Source organism: Mesorhizobium sp. M7A.F.Ca.US.007.01.2.1, from assembly GCF_003998165.1.
Classification (GTDB): Bacteria; Pseudomonadota; Alphaproteobacteria; order Rhizobiales; family Rhizobiaceae; genus Mesorhizobium; species Mesorhizobium ciceri.
Genome location: NZ_RZQP01000016.1, coordinates 1 through 18550, shown reverse-complemented (window position 1 = coordinate 18550; position 18550 = coordinate 1). Strand labels below are relative to the sequence as shown.

Annotated in this window: 12 protein-coding genes; 4 read left to right on the top strand and 8 right to left on the bottom strand. The window is 64.2% G+C overall.

The window, feature by feature from the left end; genetic code table 11:
* Positions 1-99: 99 nt before the first annotated feature.
* The 5 genes from EN949_RS05170 to EN949_RS05150 all read right to left on the bottom strand — a co-directional run bounded on the left by EN949_RS05170 (position 100) and on the right by EN949_RS05150 (position 7280).
* Entirely contained in the window at positions 100-591 is a 492-nt protein-coding gene (locus EN949_RS05170) for a universal stress protein (protein ID WP_013528063.1), read from the bottom strand.
* 92 nt (positions 592-683) lie between these two features.
* Positions 684-1751: a tryptophan--tRNA ligase gene (trpS, locus tag EN949_RS05165; RefSeq protein WP_013528062.1), complete on the bottom strand. Its 1068-nt coding sequence runs from the start codon at positions 1749-1751 to the stop codon at positions 684-686.
* A gap of 170 nt (positions 1752-1921) precedes the next feature.
* Positions 1922-3529, bottom strand: coding sequence for a murein biosynthesis integral membrane protein MurJ (gene murJ / locus EN949_RS05160; protein ID WP_013528061.1), 1608 nt, complete (start codon positions 3527-3529; stop codon positions 1922-1924).
* Positions 3530-3575: 46 nt separating this feature from the next.
* Positions 3576-6377, bottom strand: coding sequence for a [protein-PII] uridylyltransferase (locus EN949_RS05155; protein WP_063169904.1), 2802 nt, complete (start codon positions 6375-6377; stop codon positions 3576-3578).
* 78 nt (positions 6378-6455) lie between these two features.
* Positions 6456-7280 carry a glycosyltransferase family 25 protein gene (locus EN949_RS05150; protein WP_013528059.1) on the bottom strand — a complete coding sequence of 275 codons (825 nt, stop codon included), beginning with the start codon at positions 7278-7280 and terminating at the stop codon, positions 6456-6458.
* Between the two features lie 189 nt (positions 7281-7469).
* Here EN949_RS05150 and EN949_RS05145 point away from each other — a divergent pair, with 189 nt between their 5' ends.
* The 3 genes from EN949_RS05145 (at position 7470) to EN949_RS05135 (ending at position 11342) form a co-directional block, all read left to right on the top strand.
* The gene (locus EN949_RS05145) at positions 7470-9974 is read left to right on the top strand and encodes a heavy metal translocating P-type ATPase (protein WP_013528058.1); all 2505 of its coding nucleotides are present in this window, start codon (positions 7470-7472) and stop codon (positions 9972-9974) included.
* Between the two features lie 43 nt (positions 9975-10017).
* Positions 10018-10410, top strand: coding sequence for a DUF305 domain-containing protein (locus tag EN949_RS05140; RefSeq protein WP_013528057.1), 393 nt, complete (start codon positions 10018-10020; stop codon positions 10408-10410).
* A gap of 86 nt (positions 10411-10496) precedes the next feature.
* Entirely contained in the window at positions 10497-11342 is an 846-nt protein-coding gene (locus EN949_RS05135) for an aldo/keto reductase (protein ID WP_063169905.1), read from the top strand.
* On the opposite strand, the gene mutS is transcribed toward EN949_RS05135, so the two are convergent.
* Positions 11343-14072: a DNA mismatch repair protein MutS gene (gene mutS / locus EN949_RS05130; protein ID WP_063169906.1), complete on the bottom strand. Its 2730-nt coding sequence runs from the start codon at positions 14070-14072 to the stop codon at positions 11343-11345.
* 213 nt (positions 14073-14285) lie between these two features.
* On the opposite strand from mutS, the gene EN949_RS05125 reads away from it, so the two are divergent.
* Positions 14286-16565 carry an NADP-dependent malic enzyme gene (locus EN949_RS05125; protein ID WP_127366779.1) on the top strand — a complete coding sequence of 760 codons (2280 nt, stop codon included), beginning with the start codon at positions 14286-14288 and terminating at the stop codon, positions 16563-16565.
* Positions 16566-16598: 33 nt separating this feature from the next.
* Here EN949_RS05125 and EN949_RS05120 read toward each other — a convergent pair whose 3' ends face one another.
* Both EN949_RS05120 and EN949_RS05115 read right to left on the bottom strand, forming a co-directional pair.
* Positions 16599-17300, bottom strand: coding sequence for an antitoxin Xre/MbcA/ParS toxin-binding domain-containing protein (locus tag EN949_RS05120; RefSeq protein WP_127370743.1), 702 nt, complete (start codon positions 17298-17300; stop codon positions 16599-16601).
* A 240-nt stretch (positions 17301-17540) separates the two neighbouring features.
* The gene (locus EN949_RS05115; protein WP_013528052.1) at positions 17541-18533 is read right to left on the bottom strand and encodes an adenosine kinase; all 993 of its coding nucleotides are present in this window, start codon (positions 18531-18533) and stop codon (positions 17541-17543) included.
* Positions 18534-18550: the final 17 nt, after the last annotated feature.

Below are 18550 nucleotides of genomic sequence, written 5' to 3'. Positions count from 1 at the left end.
ATGGCTGGCTGGCGGAATGTTTTTTGCGCGCCCCTGGGACGCGCCCGAAGGTGTGTTGAGATTCAGGTCAGGCCGGCATCACCTGAAAATCAGCACACCTCAGGCCAGGCTGTCTATTTCCTCGTCCGAAAGGTTCTGCGGCACGACAGTCACCGGGATCGGGAAGGCGGCACCCTTGCCGGCCACGGCGCCGACCAGCGGTCCCGGGCCTTCCTTGCCCGCACCGGCGGCCAGCACCAGGATGGCGATGTCCTGGTCTTCCTCGATCAATTTGTGAATCTCTTCCGTCGGCTTGCCTTCGCGGACCACCATCTCGGGCTCGATGCCGAGCTTCTGGCGCACCTTGTTGGCATAGCTGTCGAGTGCGGCGCGCGCCGTGGCGTTAGCTTCCTCGCGCATGATCTTCTCGACACCCAGCCAATGCTGGAAATCGTCCGGCACGATGACATAGAGCAGCACCAGCGTGCCGCTGGTGCTCTGCGCCCGTTTCGAGGCATAGGCGACGGCACGCTCGCATTCCGGCGTGTCGTCGATGATCGTCAGGAATTTCCTGCGATGGCCGGCTTCGCGGCTGAGGCGTTTGGAGACCATGTCTATCTACTCGGTGTCTTGCGGCGCAATCTGCCACTGCGGCGGACCGGCGGCAAGCCGCCGGCCTTGTGCCAGTGCACCCGATGTCGCGATCAGCCCTGCAGCAGGCCGATAATGTCGCGCACCGTCTTCATCGTCGCTTCGGCCAGCACGCCGGCGCGCTCGCCGCCGTCCTTGAGCACCGCGTCGACATAGGCGCGGTCATCCGAAATGCGGCGCATCTCGCTGGCGATCGGCGCCAGTTTTTCCACAGCAAGATCGGCCAAGGCCGGCTTGAACACGGAAAACTGCTGGCCGGCGAATTGCTTGAGCACATCCGCCTTCGACATCTCGGCGAGACCCGCATAGATGCCGACCAGGTTTTCTGCCTCGGGCCGGCCGGCCAGGCCATCCAGCTCGCTCGGCAACGCTTCCGGATCGGTCTTGGCCTTGCGGATCTTCTTCGAGATGTCATCGGCGTCGTCGGTCAGGTTGATGCGCGACAGATCAGACGGGTCCGATTTGGACATCTTCTTGGAGCCGTCGCGCAGCGACATGATGCGCGCCGCCGGCCCGCCGATGACCGGCTCGGTCAGCGGGAAATAGCCGTTCACGGTCTCTTCGCCGACCTGCATCTCGACGCCGACGCCGAGCGCTGCGATACGGTCGGAGAAGTCGTTGTTGAATTTCTGCGCGATGTCGCGGGTGAGCTCCAGATGTTGTTTCTGGTCCTCACCGACAGGGACGTGGGTGGCACGGTAGAGCAGGATGTCGGCAGCCATCAGCGAGGGATAGGCGAGCAGGCCGAGCGAGGCATTCTCGCGGTCCTTGCCGGCCTTGTCCTTGAACTGCGTCATGCGGTTCATCCAGCCGATGCGCGCCACGCAATTGAAGATCCAGGCAAGCTCGGCGTGCTGCATGACCCGTGACTGGTTGAAGACGATGTGCTTCTTCGGATCGATGCCGGAGGCCAGGAACGCCGCAGTGATCGACCGCGTCTGGTCGGCCAGGTCTTCATAAACGAGTTGGGCTGTCAGCGAATGCAGGTCGACGACGCAATAGATGCAATCGGAGGTGTCCTGCAGGGCAACGAATTTCTTGATGGCGCCGAGATAATTGCCGAGATGCAGATTGCCGGTCGGCTGGACACCGGAAAAGACGAGTGGCTTGAAGGCGGTCATGATTGTCCTCATGGCTTGTGGAGGGCCGTATAAGCGTGATTCCGAAAAGTTGCAGACTTTTCGGAGCCAATCACGCGGCTGGAAACCGCGCGCGGCGAAAGTCTTGCGACGGCGCGCTTATGGACGAAGACGGCGCTGCGATCAAGACGGCGCTGCGAGCGTGTCGGGCGCTACTCGTCCAGGTCGGTCTTTGCGATCGGTGGCGCCGACTTGCCAGATCCCCGCTTGACGTTGCGACGGATCATGCCGAAATCGGCGCCGCCGGTGGCAAACGCCGTGATGAAGTACAGCAGCGCCCCACCCGCGACCAGCGACAGCAGCGTCGTCGCCTTGACCACCAGCGGCGAGCCGGGCCCGAGCCTGACGGCGAACCAATGCTCGGCAAAATAGAGCGCTGCCCCCATCACGATAGCCGACAGCACCAGACGTGGAATGCGCTTCATCAGCGGCACGTCGCGGCCCCAGTGGCCGCGCCGGATCAGGACGCCGAGCAGCATCACCGCGTTGACCCAGCCGGCGACGGCCGAGGCCACCGCGATGCCGGGCGCGCCCATCCGTGGAAACAGCGTCAGCGCCGTGGTGACGTTCACCGCCACCGAGATGGCGGCAAAGATCATCGGAGTACGCGTGTCCTCTCGGGCGAAATAGCCCGGCGTGAATGCCTTGATCAGCACGAAGGCCGGGAGGCCGAGGCCGAAGATCGCCAGGATCGCCGCCACCGTTGGCGTCGAGCCGTTGGCGGCGAACGCGCCGCGCTCATAGACCAGCCGTACGATCGGCTCCGACATCACCCAGAGTGCGGCGGCTGCCGGCAGCGTCAGGAACAGTGTGAACTCGACCGAGCGGTTTTGCAGATTGGCCGCCTCGATCAGATTGCCCGACTTCAGCGCGCGCGACAGTTCGGGCAACAGCACGATGGCGACCGCGACACCGACCACGCCGAGCGGCAACTGGTAGATGCGGTCGGCATAGGCGAGCGAGGACACCGCGCTGTTCTGCGCCGAGGCGATCGCCGTGCCGATCAGCTGGTTGATCTGTGTGATGCCGCCGGTGATGGCCGCCGGCAGCGCCAGGATCAGCAGCCGCTTGACCGCGGGCGTCATTCTGGGACGGCGAAAGCCGATCGAGATGCCGGCATGGCGCACTGCCACCCAGACGATCGCCAGCTGCACCAGTCCGGCGGCAAGCACGCCCCAGGACAGCCCGTAGCCGACTGTGAGGGCATCCGAGCCCTTGTACCAGGCATAGGCGAGCACGCCGATCAGGATGATGTTGAGGAACACCGGCGCCACGGCGGCGGCGAAATAGCGGCGCAGCGAATTCAGCATGCCCGCCATCATCGCGCCCAACGACATGCAGATCAGATAGGGGAACATGATCGTCGCCAGCGTCACCGTGGTGTCGAACTTCCCCGGCGTGCCGGCAAAACCCGGCGCCACCAGATAGCGCACGATCAGCGGCATCGACAATTCCATGATGATGGTCAGCGCCAGCAGCGCCGTGAACAGCACGCCGAACACTTCCTCGGAAAAGCGCTTGGCGCCTTCGGTGCCGTGGGTCTCGATCTCCTTGGCGAACAGCGGCACGAAGGCGGCGTTGAAGGCGCCCTCGGCAAACAGCCGGCGAAAGGTGTTGGGAAACTGGAAGGCGGCGTTGAAGGCATCGGCGACCGGTCCGGTGCCGAGTGCGGCGGCCATCAGCATCTCGCGGCCGAAACCGAGCGCGCGGCTCATCAGCGTGCCGGAAGCGACCGTTGCGAATTTCTTGACGAGGCTCATGCTTTTGGGAACTGCCTGCGGAATTGGGACAAAGTGATGGTCGTTGTCACTCGGCCGCCGCCCTGGACTTGCCGCCGCGTTCGGACACGATGCCTTCGAGCGTTGCCATCAGCCGATTGCGGATGGTGGCGATGCGGGCCGGGTTATCTATCTTCTGGCCAGTGAGATCGGTGACATAGAAAGTGTCGATGACCTTTTCGCCGAAGGTGGTGATGTGGGCCGATGCGATGTCAAGCGACAGGTCGGAAAGCGTTCCGGTGATCTCCGACAGCAGCCCAGGCCGGTCGAGGCCCTCGACCTCGATGACCGAAAAACGATTCGACAGCGTGTTGCGGATTTCGGCACGCGGCGGGATCTTGAACACCTTGGAGCCGCGCCGCGGCTTGGTGCGCTTCTCGATCATTTCCGGCAGCCAGCTCTTGCCCGACAGCACGTCCTCGATCAGCCGGCCGACACGCTCGGCACGCCGGCGCTCGTCCTCGTCGCGGTCGAATTCTCTGCTGATCAGGATCGTGTCGAGCGCACGGCCGTCCGACGTCGTGAAGATCTGCGCGTCGACAATGTTGCCGCCGGCCCCGGCGCACGCCCCGGCGATGACCGAGAGCAGGCGGGGGTGGTCCTGCGCCAGCACGGTGATTTCGGTCACCGCCTCGAACTGGTGGGTCTTGACCATGGTGGCAAGCTTGTTGCCTGACGCGTCAGCCTCACGAATGAATTCGGCATGGCGCAGCTGGTCTGCGAGATCGACGGTCAAAAGGTAATTCTCGTAGTGCTGGCCGACATAGCGCTTGCGGGCCTTGTCCGGCCAGTCGGCAAGCGCCTCGGCCAGACGCTCGCGCGCCGCCGCCGTGCGTTGCGCGCGCGACACTTCCGAAAACCCGCCGGTCAACAGCAATTCGGTCTCGTAGTAGAGCGTGCGCAGCAACTGGCCCTTCCAGCCGTTCCAGACACCCGGTCCGACGCCCCTGATGTCGCAGACGGTGAGGATCAAAAGCAGCTTCAGCCGCTCGACCGACTGCACGATCGCGGCGAAATCCTCGATGGTCTTGCGGTCGTTGAGGTCGCGGGTCTGGGCTGTCATCGACATCACGAGATGGTTCTCGACCAGCCAGGCAACGGTCTCGGTATCGGCAGGCGACAGCCCCATATGCGGACAGATGCGGCGTGCGATCCTGGCCCCCGCCTCGGAATGGTCCTCCGGCCTGCCCTTGGCGATGTCGTGCAGCAGTACGGCGACATAGAGCGCCTCGCGGCTCTTCTTCAGCCCCGGCATCAGCGTGTGCGACAGGGGATGGACCTTTTCGCCGTCGCCGCGTTCGATCTCGGCCAGCACGCCGATGCAGCGGATGAGGTGCTCGTCCACCGTGTAGTGGTGGTACATCGAGAACTGCATCATGGCGACGATCTTGCCGAAATCCGGGATCAGCCTGCCGAGCAGCCCGGCCTCGTTCATGCGGCGCAGATTGAGTTCGGCATTGCGATCCGAGGTCAATATGTCGAGGAACAGCCGGTTGGCCTCCTCGTCGCGCCGCAGCGACTTGTTGACCAGGCCGAGCGAACGGGTCAGCAGCTTCAGCGCATCGGGGTGGAATTCCAGACCGTGCTTGTCGGCGAACCAGAACAGCCTGAGCAGATTGACCGGATCGCGCTCGAACACCTGGTCGTCGGCGATGTTGATGCGGTGGTTGTCGACAATGAAGTCCGACGTGCCGGCCAGCTTGCGCTTGCGCCGCGAGAAAGTCAGGAAGATGCGGTTGAAGCCCGGCACGTGCTTGGCCTGCTCCTCCTCGAGCGCGGCACAGAAGATGCGGGTCAGGTCGCCGACGTCCTTGGCAACGAGGAAGTAGTGCTTCATGAAGCGCTCGACCGCCGACAGGCCGGGGTGCGTGGTGTAGCCGAGCCGTTCGGCGATCTCGCGCTGGATGTCGAAATGCAGCCGCTCCTCGGCCTTGCCGGTGAGGAAATGCATGTGACAGCGTACCGCCCACAGGAAATCCTCGGCTTTCTGGAACTCGCGGTACTCACCCTCGGTGAAGACGCCTTTATCGACCAATTCCTCGCCGGTGCGCACCCGGTAGAAATATTTGCCGATCCAGAACAGCGTCTGCAGATCGCGCAGGCCACCCTTGCCGTCCTTGACGTTGGGCTCGACCAGATAGCGGCTTTCGCCGGCCTTGGCATGGCGGTCATCGCGTTCGGCAAGCTTGGCCTGGACATATTCGGGGCCGGTCGTGCGCACCACCTCATGGTCGAAGCGCAGCATCAGTTCATCATAGAGCTTTTCCTCGCCCCACAGGAAACGTGCTTCGAGGATCGAGGTGCGGATGGTGACGTCGGTGCGCGACAGGCGCAGGCATTCGTCGATATTGCGTGTGGCGTGGCCGACCTTCAGCCCCAGGTCCCACAGCATATAGAGCATGTATTCGACTGTCTGTTCGCCCCACGGCGTCTGCTTGTAAGGCAGCAGGAACAACAGGTCGATGTCGGACCCCGGCGCCAGCGTTCCACGGCCGTAGCCGCCGACAGCGACGACGGCCATGCGCTCCGCGGAGGACGGGTTCTTGACCCGGTAGACATGGGTGACGGCGAAATCGTAAAGCGCCCGGATGATCTCGTCCATGAGATGCGACAGCCGCGCCGCGCAGGCGCTGCCGCCGCCATCGTCCCTCAGCATGCGTTCGGCAATGGCGCGCCCGTCCGCCAGTCGTCCCTTGAGCAGCTGGAGCACACCATTGCGCGCAGCCTGCCCTGAGCCGTCGCCCGCCGTGCCCGCGGTCAGCGCGGTCATCTCGCGGCGCAAGGCTTCGCCGTCGATCAATTCGTCGAGCTTCAGGGAGATTCTTGCCATATATCCAGTCGGCCTTGCCGTTTCGGCGGCGTCTATAGCGCGTTTTGGCGGCGCTGGGTATGGGGCGTTGAAGCCGGTTCAAGACCCGGCTGAGTTTTGGCTCGGATAAGTAAATGGAATGACCATTCTCCGCTTCAGTCGACCGAAATCGACAATGCGCTTGCCTATTCGCCGAGCCTCGGCTTTGACCCTCGCTATGGCTGTCTTTCTGCGTTTCCCGGTCCCGGCGGGTGCGGCGCACTGGATATCCCGCTTTTCTCTGAGCAGGCTTGGCAATTGGAGCGCCCTGTCGCCAAGGAACTGATCTTGCGCGCAGAGCGCAGGAACAAGCTGATAGATCGTCTCGCCTCGCAAAACCGAAAACTCGGGGTTGAAGACAAGGTCGTCGACAGCGATGCCGATCTCCTCGGTGGCCTTGATCAGGTCGAGCGCGGTTTGCCTGGAGATGATGTAGCCGGCGGTTCCTATATGTTCGGCGTCGAGTTTGGATGTGGAAAAGCCGTGACCGATGGCAATGCGCTTGCGTCGGATCACGGTCTTACAGAAGTAGCTTTCGAGCTTGACGACTTCGGCATCGGCTGGGATCCAGTCGCTGTCGCGAAGCAATGCGCCGGCTTTTGCGGCAAAGACGATGTCGTCCTCGAAAATCGCCCCGTAGCGGGCGTCGCCTTGCGCGATGACAGCCCAGCAGGCCCGGTGACTGAGCAGGCAGGCGATCTCGCCGTCAGTCAATGGCAGCCTGTTCCGATATCCGACATTTTGCGGCAGCTGGTCCAGCTCCGGCCGGTCGCGTGCGTCTATGGCCTGAACGCGTTCGAATGCAACGCCGATGCGGGCAAACTCCGCCGTCACACGGGCAAGGCGATCGGGAGACCGATCGAGATTGATGACCAGACGCTTCATTGCCGAAGAAAATCCCCACCCCCGCGACGCTCGCGCTTTCTAGCAGGCCTGGTGTTGCCGCGTGAGACTTTTTCTGGGGTGGATGGACGCGCCGTGGACCGGAGAAGAAAAGTCGAAACAGCCCTTGACCTTCCAGTTACTGGAAGCCCTATCTCCACGTCACACACCGATCCATCAAGGCATTTTCGAATGACGCATTCAGATCACGATCATCACGCGCACGGCAGCTGCTGCTCGACAAAAGGCGCCGTGCCCACCACGAAGAGCGTCGTCCGCGACCCGGTCTGCGGCATGACTGTCGATCCGGCGGCTGGCAAGCCGACGGCCGAGCATGATGGCCATCTCTATCATTTCTGCAGCCAGGGCTGCCGCACGAAATTCGTCGCCGAACTGGAAAAATTCCTGACCGCCACCGATCCGGTCTGCGGCATGAGCGTCGACCGCGCGACAGCCAGTCATTTTGCCCGCCACGAAGGCCAGGGCTTCTATTTCTGCTCGGCCGCTTGCCAGGCGAAATTCGAGGCGGAGCCGCAAAAATATCTCGGCGGCAGGCCAGCACCGCAGCCGATGCCCAAGGGCACGCAATACACCTGCCCGATGCACCCGGAGATCGTCCGCGACAAGCCCGGATCCTGCCCGAAATGCGGCATGGCGCTGGAGCCGATGGGCGTACCAACGGGTGACGAGGGTCCCAATCCGGAACTGGTCGATTTCACCAGGCGATTCTGGGTCAGTGCCGCTCTATCCGTCCCTTTGCTGGTCGTCGCCATGGCGCCGATGCTTGGCCTGACTTTCCAGGCTTTTGTCGACGAGCGGACGAAGGTCTGGCTTGAGCTGGCATTGGCCAGCCCCGTCGTGTTGTGGGCGGCACTGCCTTTCTTCCACCGCGGCTGGGATTCGCTCGTCAACCGCAGCCCCAACATGTGGACGCTGATCTCGCTCGGCGTCGGCGCCGCCTATCTCTACAGCGTCGTCGCCACGCTGTTTCCGGATATCTTTCCGCATCAGTTCCGCGGCCATGGCGGTGCGGTGCCGGTTTATTTCGAGGCTGCCGCCGTCATCGTCGCGCTGGTCTTCCTTGGCCAGGTGCTGGAGCTGCGCGCCCGTGAAAAGACCGGCTCGGCGATCCGCGCCTTGCTCGATCTCGCACCGAAGACAGCGCGGCTGATCGCCGCCGATGGTTCCGAAAACGACGTGCCCCTCGCCGCCGTCAAGGCCGGCGATCGCCTGCGCATACGCCCCGGTGACGCCGTGCCGGTCGATGGCACGGTGCTGGAAGGACGGTCCTCGCTCGACGAATCGATGATCACGGGCGAGCCGTTGCCGGTCGAGAAGGTCGAGGGCGATGCGCTGACCGGCGGCACGCTCAACAAGAATGGTGCGCTGATCATGCGCGCTGAGAAGGTCGGCGCCGAGACGACGCTGGCGCGCATCGTCGAGCTCGTCGCCAAGGCGCAGCGCTCGCGCGCCCCGATCCAAGGGTTGGCTGATCGCGTTTCTTTCTACTTTGTCCCGGCCGTCGTCCTTGTCGCGATTGTCGCCTTCATCGCTTGGGCCGTGTTTGGACCCGAGCCCAGCCTGATCTTTGCCATCGTCTCGGCGGTGTCGGTGCTGATCATCGCTTGTCCCTGTGCGCTCGGCCTCGCCACGCCGATGTCGATCATGACCGCCACCGGGCGCGGGGCGCATGCCGGCGTGCTGATCAAGGAAGCCGCAGCACTCGAACGCTTCGCTTCCGTCGACACGCTGATCGTCGACAAAACGGGGACGCTGACCGAAGGCCGGCCGAAGCTGACCGATGTCGTCACGGCAAACGGCTTTTCCGAAGACGAATTGCTGGCGCTTGCCGCGGGCCTGGAGAAAGGCTCGGAGCATCCGCTGGCTGAAGCCATCGTTGACGGCGCCGCTACGCGCGGCGTGACCGTTGCAGAGGCCAGCGGCTTCGAGGCGGTCACCGGGAAGGGTGTGTCCGGTTCGGTCTCGGGAAAGACGGTCGCGCTCGGGAACGCCGCGATGATGGCCGACCTTGGCGTCGACATCGCATCCATCTCGGCCAAGGCCGAGGCGCTGCAACTCGAAGGCAAGACGGCGATGTTCGTTGCTGTCGACAAAAAACTGGCCGGCATCGTCGCCGTCGCCGACCCTATCAAGACAACGACGGCCGAGGCGATCAAGGCGCTGCATGAAAGCGGCTTGCGGATCATCATGGCGACCGGCGACAATGAACGCACGGCCAACGCGATCGCCAGAAGCCTCGGCATCGACGAGGTCCGCGCCGGCCTGCTGCCGGAACAGAAGGCAGCCCTTGTCGAGGAACTGCGCGCAAAAGGCACCGGCGTTGCCATGGCCGGCGACGGCGTCAACGATGCACCGGCCCTTGCCGCCGCCGATGTCGGCATCGCCATGGGCACCGGCGCCGATGTCGCCGTCGAAAGCGCCGGCATCACCTTGGTCAAAGGCGACCTCAACGGCATCGTGCGGGCGCGCACGCTGGCTCAGGCGACGATCCGCAACATCCGCCAGAACCTGTTCTTTGCCTTCCTCTACAACGTGCTTGGCGTGCCGGTCGCCGCCGGCGTGCTCTATCCGCTCACCGGCACGCTGCTGTCGCCGATGCTGGCAGCGGCGGCGATGAGCCTGTCCTCGGTGTCGGTGATCGCAAACGCATTGCGGCTGAGAACATTGAAACTCTGATCCAAGCCCCCAAATACGAAACCCATCCAACAGGAGACCATGTATGACCTTCGCCAAAAAACTCGTGCTGCTGCTGATGGCGGCCGGAATGCTGGTTGCCGTCTTCCTCGAAAGCGTTCCGGCGCAGAGCGAAGAGATGAAACACGACATGGGCGCTATGGCGACGGACGCGACCAGTCCTTCGACGGAAGGCTACAAGGCGGCGATGGACAAGATGCATGCCGACATGATGGCGTCCGACTATACCGGCAATGCCGACGTCGATTTCGTCAGAGGCATGATCCCGCACCATCAGGGTGCGATCGACATGGCCAAGGTTGAACTTGCCAATGGCAAGGACCCGGAAATCCGCAAGCTGGCCGAAGGCGTCATCGCCGCGCAGGAAGCAGAGATCAAGCAGATGCAGGCCTGGCTCGCCGCCCATCCGGTGAAGTAAGTCTTCAGCCATCGCCAGCGCGGCGAGAACGCCTCTGGATTTATCGCCCAGCCTGTGATGCGATCCGGCCCCAACTGGAGCCCGCCATGCCACCGACCATCAGAACCACCAAACTGCCCTCCGGCGAAGCCGTTCAGGTGCTTGGCCAGGGCACATGGAAGATGGGCGAAGATTCCCGTCGCCGCGCCGATGAGGTGAATGCCCTCAAGCTCGGCCTCGACCTCGGCATCACGTTGATCGACACCGCCGAAATGTATGCCAGCGGCGGTGCCGAGGAGGTGGTGGCCGAAGCCATTGCCGGGCGCCGCGACGAGACCTTCCTGGTCTCGAAAGTGCTACCGTCGAACGCCTCGCGCGCGGGCGTGCAGCGGGCCTGCGAAAACAGCCTGAAACGCCTGCGCACCGACCGCATCGATCTCTATCTCTTGCATTGGCCCGGCAGCGTGCCATTGACGGAAACCGTCGCGGCCTTCGAGGCCCTGAAAAAGGCCGGCAAGATCCGCCACTGGGGCGTCAGCAATTTCGACACCGACGAGATGGAAGAGCTGATCGGCCTGCCCGATGGCGGCAATGTCCAGACCAACCAGGTGCTCTACAATTTGGTCCGGCGTGGCCTCGAATTCGATCTGGCGCCCTGGAGCCGGCAGCGCGGCATCCCCTTGATGGCCTATTCTCCGGTCGAGCAGGGTGCGTTGGCGCGCAATGCCAGGCTCGAAGCCATCGCCGGGCGCCACAATGCGACCCCAGCGCAAATCGCCCTGGCCTGGGTGATGCATCAGGAGGGCGTCATCGCCATCCCGAAGGCCAGCAGCGAGGAGCATGTCCGCCAGAATGTCGCTGCGCTCGACATCAAGCTTGCGCCGCAGGACATCGCCGATCTCGACCGCGCCTTCCCGCCACCAGCGCGCAAGCGCGGGTTGGAGATGATCTGACTACGTCCCCGCCAACCCCTTCAGCCGGTAGAGCGCTTCCAGCGCCTCGCGTGGCGTCATTTCGTCCGGGTTGATGTCGCCGAGTGCCGCCCCCAGCGCGTCGCTCTTGACCGGCTTCGGCGCTTCTCGCTTCACCGCCACCGAAAACAATGGAAGATCGTCGACCAGCCGGTTGGTCTTGCCCGAAACTTCGCCCTCTTCCAGTTGGTGCAGCACTTCCTTGGCCCGGTCGACCACCGCTTCCGGCAGGCCGGCCAGCCGCGCCACCTGCACGCCGTAGGAGCGGTCGGCGGCACCCTTGCCGACCTCGTGCAGGAAGACGACGTCGTTTTCCCATTCCTTGACCCGCATGGTGACGTTGGAGAGACGCGCCAGCTTGCCGGCCAGCGAGGTCATTTCGTGGAAATGGGTGGCGAAGATTGCCCGGCAGCGGTTCTTCTCATGCAGATATTCGACCGCCGCCCAGGCGATCGACAGGCCATCGAAAGTGGCGGTGCCGCGGCCGATCTCGTCGAGGATCACCAGTGCGCGCTCGCCGGCCTGGTTGAGGATCGCTGCCGTCTCGACCATCTCGACCATGAAGGTCGAGCGGCCGCGCGCCAGATCGTCCGAGGCGCCGACACGCGAGAACAGCCGGTCGACGACGCCGATATGGGCCGATGTCGCCGGCACGAACGAGCCGGTCTGGGCCAGGATGGCGATCAGCGCGTTTTGCCGCAGGAATGTCGATTTACCGCCCATGTTCGGGCCGGTCAAAAGCCAGATCGCGCCGTTCCGGGCAGCTCCCTCCGGCGACAGGTCGCAATCATTGGCGACGAACGGGCCTTCGCCGGAGCGGCGCAAGGCCTGTTCGACCACCGGATGCCGCCCGCCCGTAATCTCGAAGGCAAGGCTCGAATCCACCACCGGCCGGCACCAGGCTTCGCTTTCCGACAGAAGCGCGAGCGCCGCGGAGACATCGAGCACGGCCAGCGCATCGGCGCCGGCACGGATCTTCTCCGCTTCGCCGACCGCTTCCGTCGTCAGCGCCTCGAAGGCGGCCAGTTCGATGTTGAGCGCCCGGTCGGCGGCATTGGCGATCTTGGTCTCGAGCTCGGCAAGCTCGGTCGTGGTAAAGCGCATGGCGTTGGCCATGGTCTGGCGGTGGATGAAGCGCGCCTTGGCGCCATCGCTGCCGGTCATCACAGCATGGTGGTTGGCGGTCACCTCGATATAGTAGCCGAGCACATTGTTGTGCCGGATTTTCAGCGAGCGGATGCCGGTCTCGTCGATCAGCGAGCGTTCCAGCCCGGCGATCACCTTTCGCGATTCGTCGCGCAGCGCCCGCATCTCGTCGAGATCGGCATGGTAGCCGCCACGAACGAAGCCGCCGTCGCGCTTGAGCAGCGGCAGTTCGTCGCCAAGTGCCTGCATCAGATGCTGCGAAAGCGCTTGGGGCAGTGCATGGATGGCGGCCAATGCCGCCGCAAGTTCCGGGGGCAGGGCGGTCGCGGCAAAGATTTCGGCGATCGCGCCTGCCGCCTCGAAGCCGGCGCGCAGCGCGCCAAGGTCGCGCGGCCCACCCCGGTTGAGCGCCAGCCTGGACAGCGCGCGGGGCATGTCGGCAACGCTCTTCAGGCTCGACCGCACCGCCTGGCAAAGTCGCGTTTCGGAACGAAAGAACGACACTGAGTCCAGCCTGGCGCCGATCGCCGCCGGGTCGGTCAGCGGCGCCATCAGCCGGTCGGCGAGCAGCCTTGCGCCGCCGCCGGTCACCGTGCGGTCGATCGCCTTGAACAGCGAGCCTTCGCGGCTGCCCGACAGCGTGCGCAGCAGTTCCAGATTGCCGCGTGTCGCCGGATCGATGAACAGGGTCGAACCCTGCTCCTCGCGTTCGGGCCGCGACAGCGGCGGGCGCTCCGCTTTCTGCGTCTTCTCGACATAGGCAATGGCGCCCGAGATCGCCGACAGTTCGGCGCGCGAAAAGGCGCCAAAACTGTCCGGCGTCGCCACATCGAAGAAGCGGGCGATGCGCCCTGTCGCCGACGCCGAATCGAACAGTGACGGTGGTTGCGGGCTGGCGACGCGGCCGAGCACGTCGAACACCGGCTTCAGCTCCGGATCGTGGAACACTGGCTCGGCAACGATCAACTCACGCGGATCGACACGGAAGATGTCAGCCAAAAGCCGGTCGGCGGTGGTGTCGGTGACGCGGAAGGCGCCGGTCGAGATGTCGATCCAGGCCAGCGCAAAGGAGTGGTCCGCTCCGCCTTTCACCCGCCCCAGCGCCATCAGGAAGCTCGATTCCGACGGCGCCAGCAATTTGTCCTCGGTGATGGTGCCTGGTGTCACCAGCCGCACCACATCGCGGCGCACCACCGATTTGCCGCCGCGTTTCTTCGCCTCGGCCGGATCCTCGATCTGTTCGCAGACGGCAACGCGGAAACCCTGGCCGATCAGCTTCTGCAGATAGTCGTCAGCAGCATGCACCGGCACACCGCACATCGGAATGTCGAGCCCTTGATACTTGCCGCGCTTGGTCAAGACGATGCCCAGCGCCCGGCTTGCCTTCTCGGCATCGTCGAAGAACAGTTCGTAGAAATCGCCCATGCGATAGAACAGCAGCGAATCCGGGTTTGCCGCCTTGATCTCGATGAATTGCTCGATCATCGGCGTGGCGCCGGCGTGGGCGGTCGGCACCGGCGTCATCGCCTCGGGGGCGTCTGGCTCGTTCGGGCTGTGCATGTTCATGCGCCGCACGCTAGCAGATGTGATCGCGCGGTTTAATGCCGGGGCTTCGAAAAACAGGGGACGACCGGGACGGCAGGATGCCCGCAATCGCGCGTACCAACCGCGATTCCGCACGCTGGCAGTTTACACGCGGCGGCGCGTGGTCTTAATTCGGTCCGACACAAAGCACCCGCTTCAACGAGGTGCTGCACCGGTGAGGAAATCAAGTACATCATGGCCAGGAAAACCGAGAACAGCGGTCCGTCCGTCAGTGCGCAGGAAGCGCTCGAATTCCACGCCATGGGTCGGCCGGGCAAGCTGGAGGTCGTCGCCACCAAGCCGATGGCGACGCAGCGCGACCTCAGCCTCGCCTATTCGCCTGGTGTCGCGGTTCCGGTCCTGGCCATCGCCGAAGACCCCTCGCGCGCCTTCGACTACACGACGCGCGGCAATATGGTCGCAGTCATCTCCAACGGCACAGCCATTCTCGGTCTCGGCAATCTCGGCGCGCTGGCCTCCAAGCCGGTGATGGAGGGCAAGGCGGTGCTGTTCAAGCGCTTCGCCGATGTCGATTCCATCGACCTCGAGGTCGACACCGAGGACGCCGACGAGTTCATCAACTGCGTGCGTTTCCTCGGGCCCTCCTTCGGCGGCATCAATCTCGAGGACATCAAGGCGCCGGAATGCTTCATCATCGAGCAGCGGCTGCGCGAATTGATGGACATCCCGGTCTTCCATGACGACCAGCACGGCACCGCGATCATCTCCGCCGCCGGCCTGATCAACGCGCTGGAGATCACCGGCCGTGACATGAAGACCACGAAAATGGTCTGCAACGGCGCCGGCGCCGCCGGCATCGCCTGCATCGAGCTGATGAAGGCGATGGGCTTTTCGCCGGAAAACATCATCCTATGCGACACCAAGGGCGTGGTTTTCCAGGGCCGCACCGAAGGCATGAACCAGTGGAAGTCGGCGCATGCGGTGAAGACCGAGGCGCGCAGCCTCGCCGAGGCGCTCGACGGCGCCGACGTCTTCCTCGGCCTCTCCGCCAAGGGCGCGCTGACCACCGCCATGGTGCAGTCGATGGCCAAGAACCCGATCATCTTCGCCATGGCCAATCCCGATCCGGAAATCACGCCGGAGGAAGTGGCCGAGATCCGCACCGACGCCATCATGGCCACCGGCCGTTCGGACTATCCGAACCAGGTCAACAACGTGCTCGGCTTCCCCTATATCTTCCGCGGCGCGCTGGATGTCAGGGCAACCACCATCAATGACGACATGAAGATCGCCGCCGCCCAGGCGCTGGCGGCACTGGCGCGCCAGGACGTGCCCGACGACGTCGCCGCCGCCTATCAGGGCAATCGGCCGAAATTCGGCCCCAACTACATCATCCCGGTGCCGTTCGACCCGCGCCTGATCTCGGCCATTCCGATTGCGGTCGCCAAGGCGGCGATGGATTCAGGCGTCGCCCGCAAGCCGATCCTTGACCTCGACCGTTACGCGCAGGAACTGTCGGCCCGCCGCGACCCGATCGCCTCGACCCTGCAGCGCATCTACGACCGCGTGCGCCGCCAGCCCAAGCGCATCGTCTTCGCCGAGGGCGAGGAGGAACAGGTCATGCGCGCCGCCGTCTCCTATGTGAACCAGAAGCTCGGCACCGCCATCCTGCTCGGCCGCGACGACGTCATCAAGGAAAACGCCAGGCACGCCGGCATCGATCTCAACAAGCAAGGCATCGAGATCATCAATGCAAGGCTGTCGCGCCGCAACGGCATCTACACCGACTACCTCTACGAGCGCATGCAGCGCAAAGGCTTCCTGTTTCGCGACTGCCAGCGGCTGATCAACAACGATCGCAACCACTTTGCCGCCTGCATGGTGGCGCTGGGTGACGCCGACGGCATCGTCACCGGCGTCACCCGCAACTATTCGACAGCGCTCGACGACATCCGCCGCGTCATCGATGCCAAGCCCGGCCACCGCGTCATCGGCGTCTCGATCGTGCTGGCGCGGGGCAAGACCGTGCTGGTCGCCGACACCGCCGTGCACGATATGCCGAACGCCGAGCAGATCGCCGACATCGCCGAGGAGGCGGCAGGCTTTGCCCGCCGCATGGGTTATGAGCCGAGGCTCGCCATGCTCGCCTATTCCACCTTTGGCCATCCGCAGGGCGAACGCTCCGAGCGCGTCCAGGAAGCCGTGCGCATCCTCGACAAGCGCCGCGTCGATTTCGAATATGACGGCGAAATGGCCGCCGACGTCGCCCTCAACGCCCGCGCCATGGCGCAATATCCGTTCATCCGCCTGACCGGCCCGGCCAATGTGCTGATCATGCCGGCGTTCCACTCGGCCTCGATCTCGACCAAGATGCTGCAGGAACTCGGCGGCTCGACGGTGATCGGGCCGCTGCTGGTCGGCCTGAACAAGCCGGTTCAGATCGTGTCGCTGAATGCCAAGGACAGCGATATCGTCAACATGGCGGCGATCGCGGCGTACACGGCGGGGACTTGAGGGGCTGGCCTCAGCGGTGAGTCCGCGAGGCGTTCAGCCCGGCGCGAATATGCGCGCGGCCTCGACGACCTCGTCCACCTGATCCTTCCGCAGCAGGTCGATCGGAATACGGCCGTCGAGCTGCGCCGAGGGCCGCGTCAGCCACAGCCATGCGAGCCTCGGATTGGTGATCAGGGATAGCACGTCGCGAATGCCTGCAACCGGCCGGCCGTCGACGAACTGCGCCAGCGGGAAGACATGTTTGCGGCCGCCCTTGCGCAAGGCGATGACCTCACCCCGCCGCTGCCAGCGGTGCAGGGTCGAGCGGGCGATGCGCAGATGCTCTTCCAGATAGGTCGAACCGGCGACGCGGCCGGCCCAGTCCTCGATCAGCATCGATTCGAGATCGTCGGACTTTGGCAGCGAAGGAGGCTCGACATCGGCCAACGGGGTCGTCGGCGGATTTGTCACGCCGGCAATACCGGCTTCGCTGCGGCGCGCGGCTTCCGCCGCCAGCGCGCGCACGAATTTCGACGCCAGGCCGGGCAGGTCGGCATGGATGGCGTCGATGGCGCGCCGGTGCTTCGGTGACAGCAAGGTGACGGCGGACGCTATGCTGCCGGCGATCTTGCCGACCGAGACCATGGTGGGCTTGTTGATGGCCTCGTCATAGTGGGCAAGTGCACGTTCGACGTCTTCCGCGACCATCTCCGCGAAGTCGTCCTGCTTGAGGCCCTGGATTTGAAATCTGTTCATGCATCTGTCTTCTGGCCGCGCGCTCCCCCTCAGCTGCGGCCGATTGTTGAACTTCTAGTGCGGAAAACGGAAATCGCGGCGGCAACGAATCCTGCCGCCCGACAGCATGCTGTCCAGCATTTCTTGACACCCCCAACTGACTGAGGGCGCACCGAAATGTCAGTCGCGGGACGCCCAGATTGCGTGTAGGTGCGATGTATGACAACTGCGCGACGGTGAGGGGCGGCAGCTTGACGGTTGTTAAAGCAATCCCGCCTGCTCAGCCTCGCGGCGCAGATTCTGCCGGGGCCTGGGGCCGATCTGCTGGATCACCAATCCGGCCGCCAGTGAGCCAAGGTCGCCGCAGGTTTGCAGGTCGCGGCCTTGCGTGTAGCCATGCAGGAAGCCGGCGGCATAGAGATCGCCGGCGCCCGTCGTGTCGACCAGTTCCTTGATGGCGGTCGCCTTGATCACCACGGTCTCGTCGCCGCGCACGATCACCGAGCCTTTTTCCGAGCGGGTGACGGCGGCGATCCGGCAATCCTTGCGGATCTGCGCCAGCGCCTCGTCGAACGAGGATGTCTGGTAGAGCGATTTGATCTCGTGGCTGTTGGCAAAGACGATGTCGACCGTGCCCGAACGCATCAGCTCGAGGAATTCGTCGCGGTAGCGGTCGACGCAGAACGAATCCGACAGCGTCATCGACACTTCGCGGCCTGCTGCGTGCGCCAGCTTCGCCGTCTGGCGGATCGCTTCCTTGGCGCGCGGCGGGTCCCACAGATAGCCTTCGAAATAGGTGACCTTGGCGCCGGACGCCTTGTCGGCTTCGACATCCTCAGGGCCAAGCTCGACGCAGGCGCCGAGATAGGTGTTCATCGAGCGCTCGCCGTCGGGCGTGACGAAGATCATCGAGCGCGCCGTCGGCGGCTCACCCTTGAGCGGCGTGGTGTCGAAGGCGACGCCCTGCGCATGGATGTCGTGCGCGTAGATTTCGCCCAGCGCATCGTTGGAGACCTTGCCGAAGAAGGCGGCGCGGCCGCCGAAGCTGGCGACGCCGGCCGCCGTGTTGCCGGCGCTGCCGCCGGACGCCTCGATCGCCGGGCCCATGCGGCTGTAGAGCAGTTCGGCGCGTTGTGTGTCGATGAGGTTCATCGCGCCCTTGATGATGCCGTTGGTCTCGAGGAATTCCTCGTCGCACTGGGCGATGATGTCGACAATGGCATTGCCGATGCAAAGCACGTCATAATCCGGCATCAAAATCTCCGCCAAAA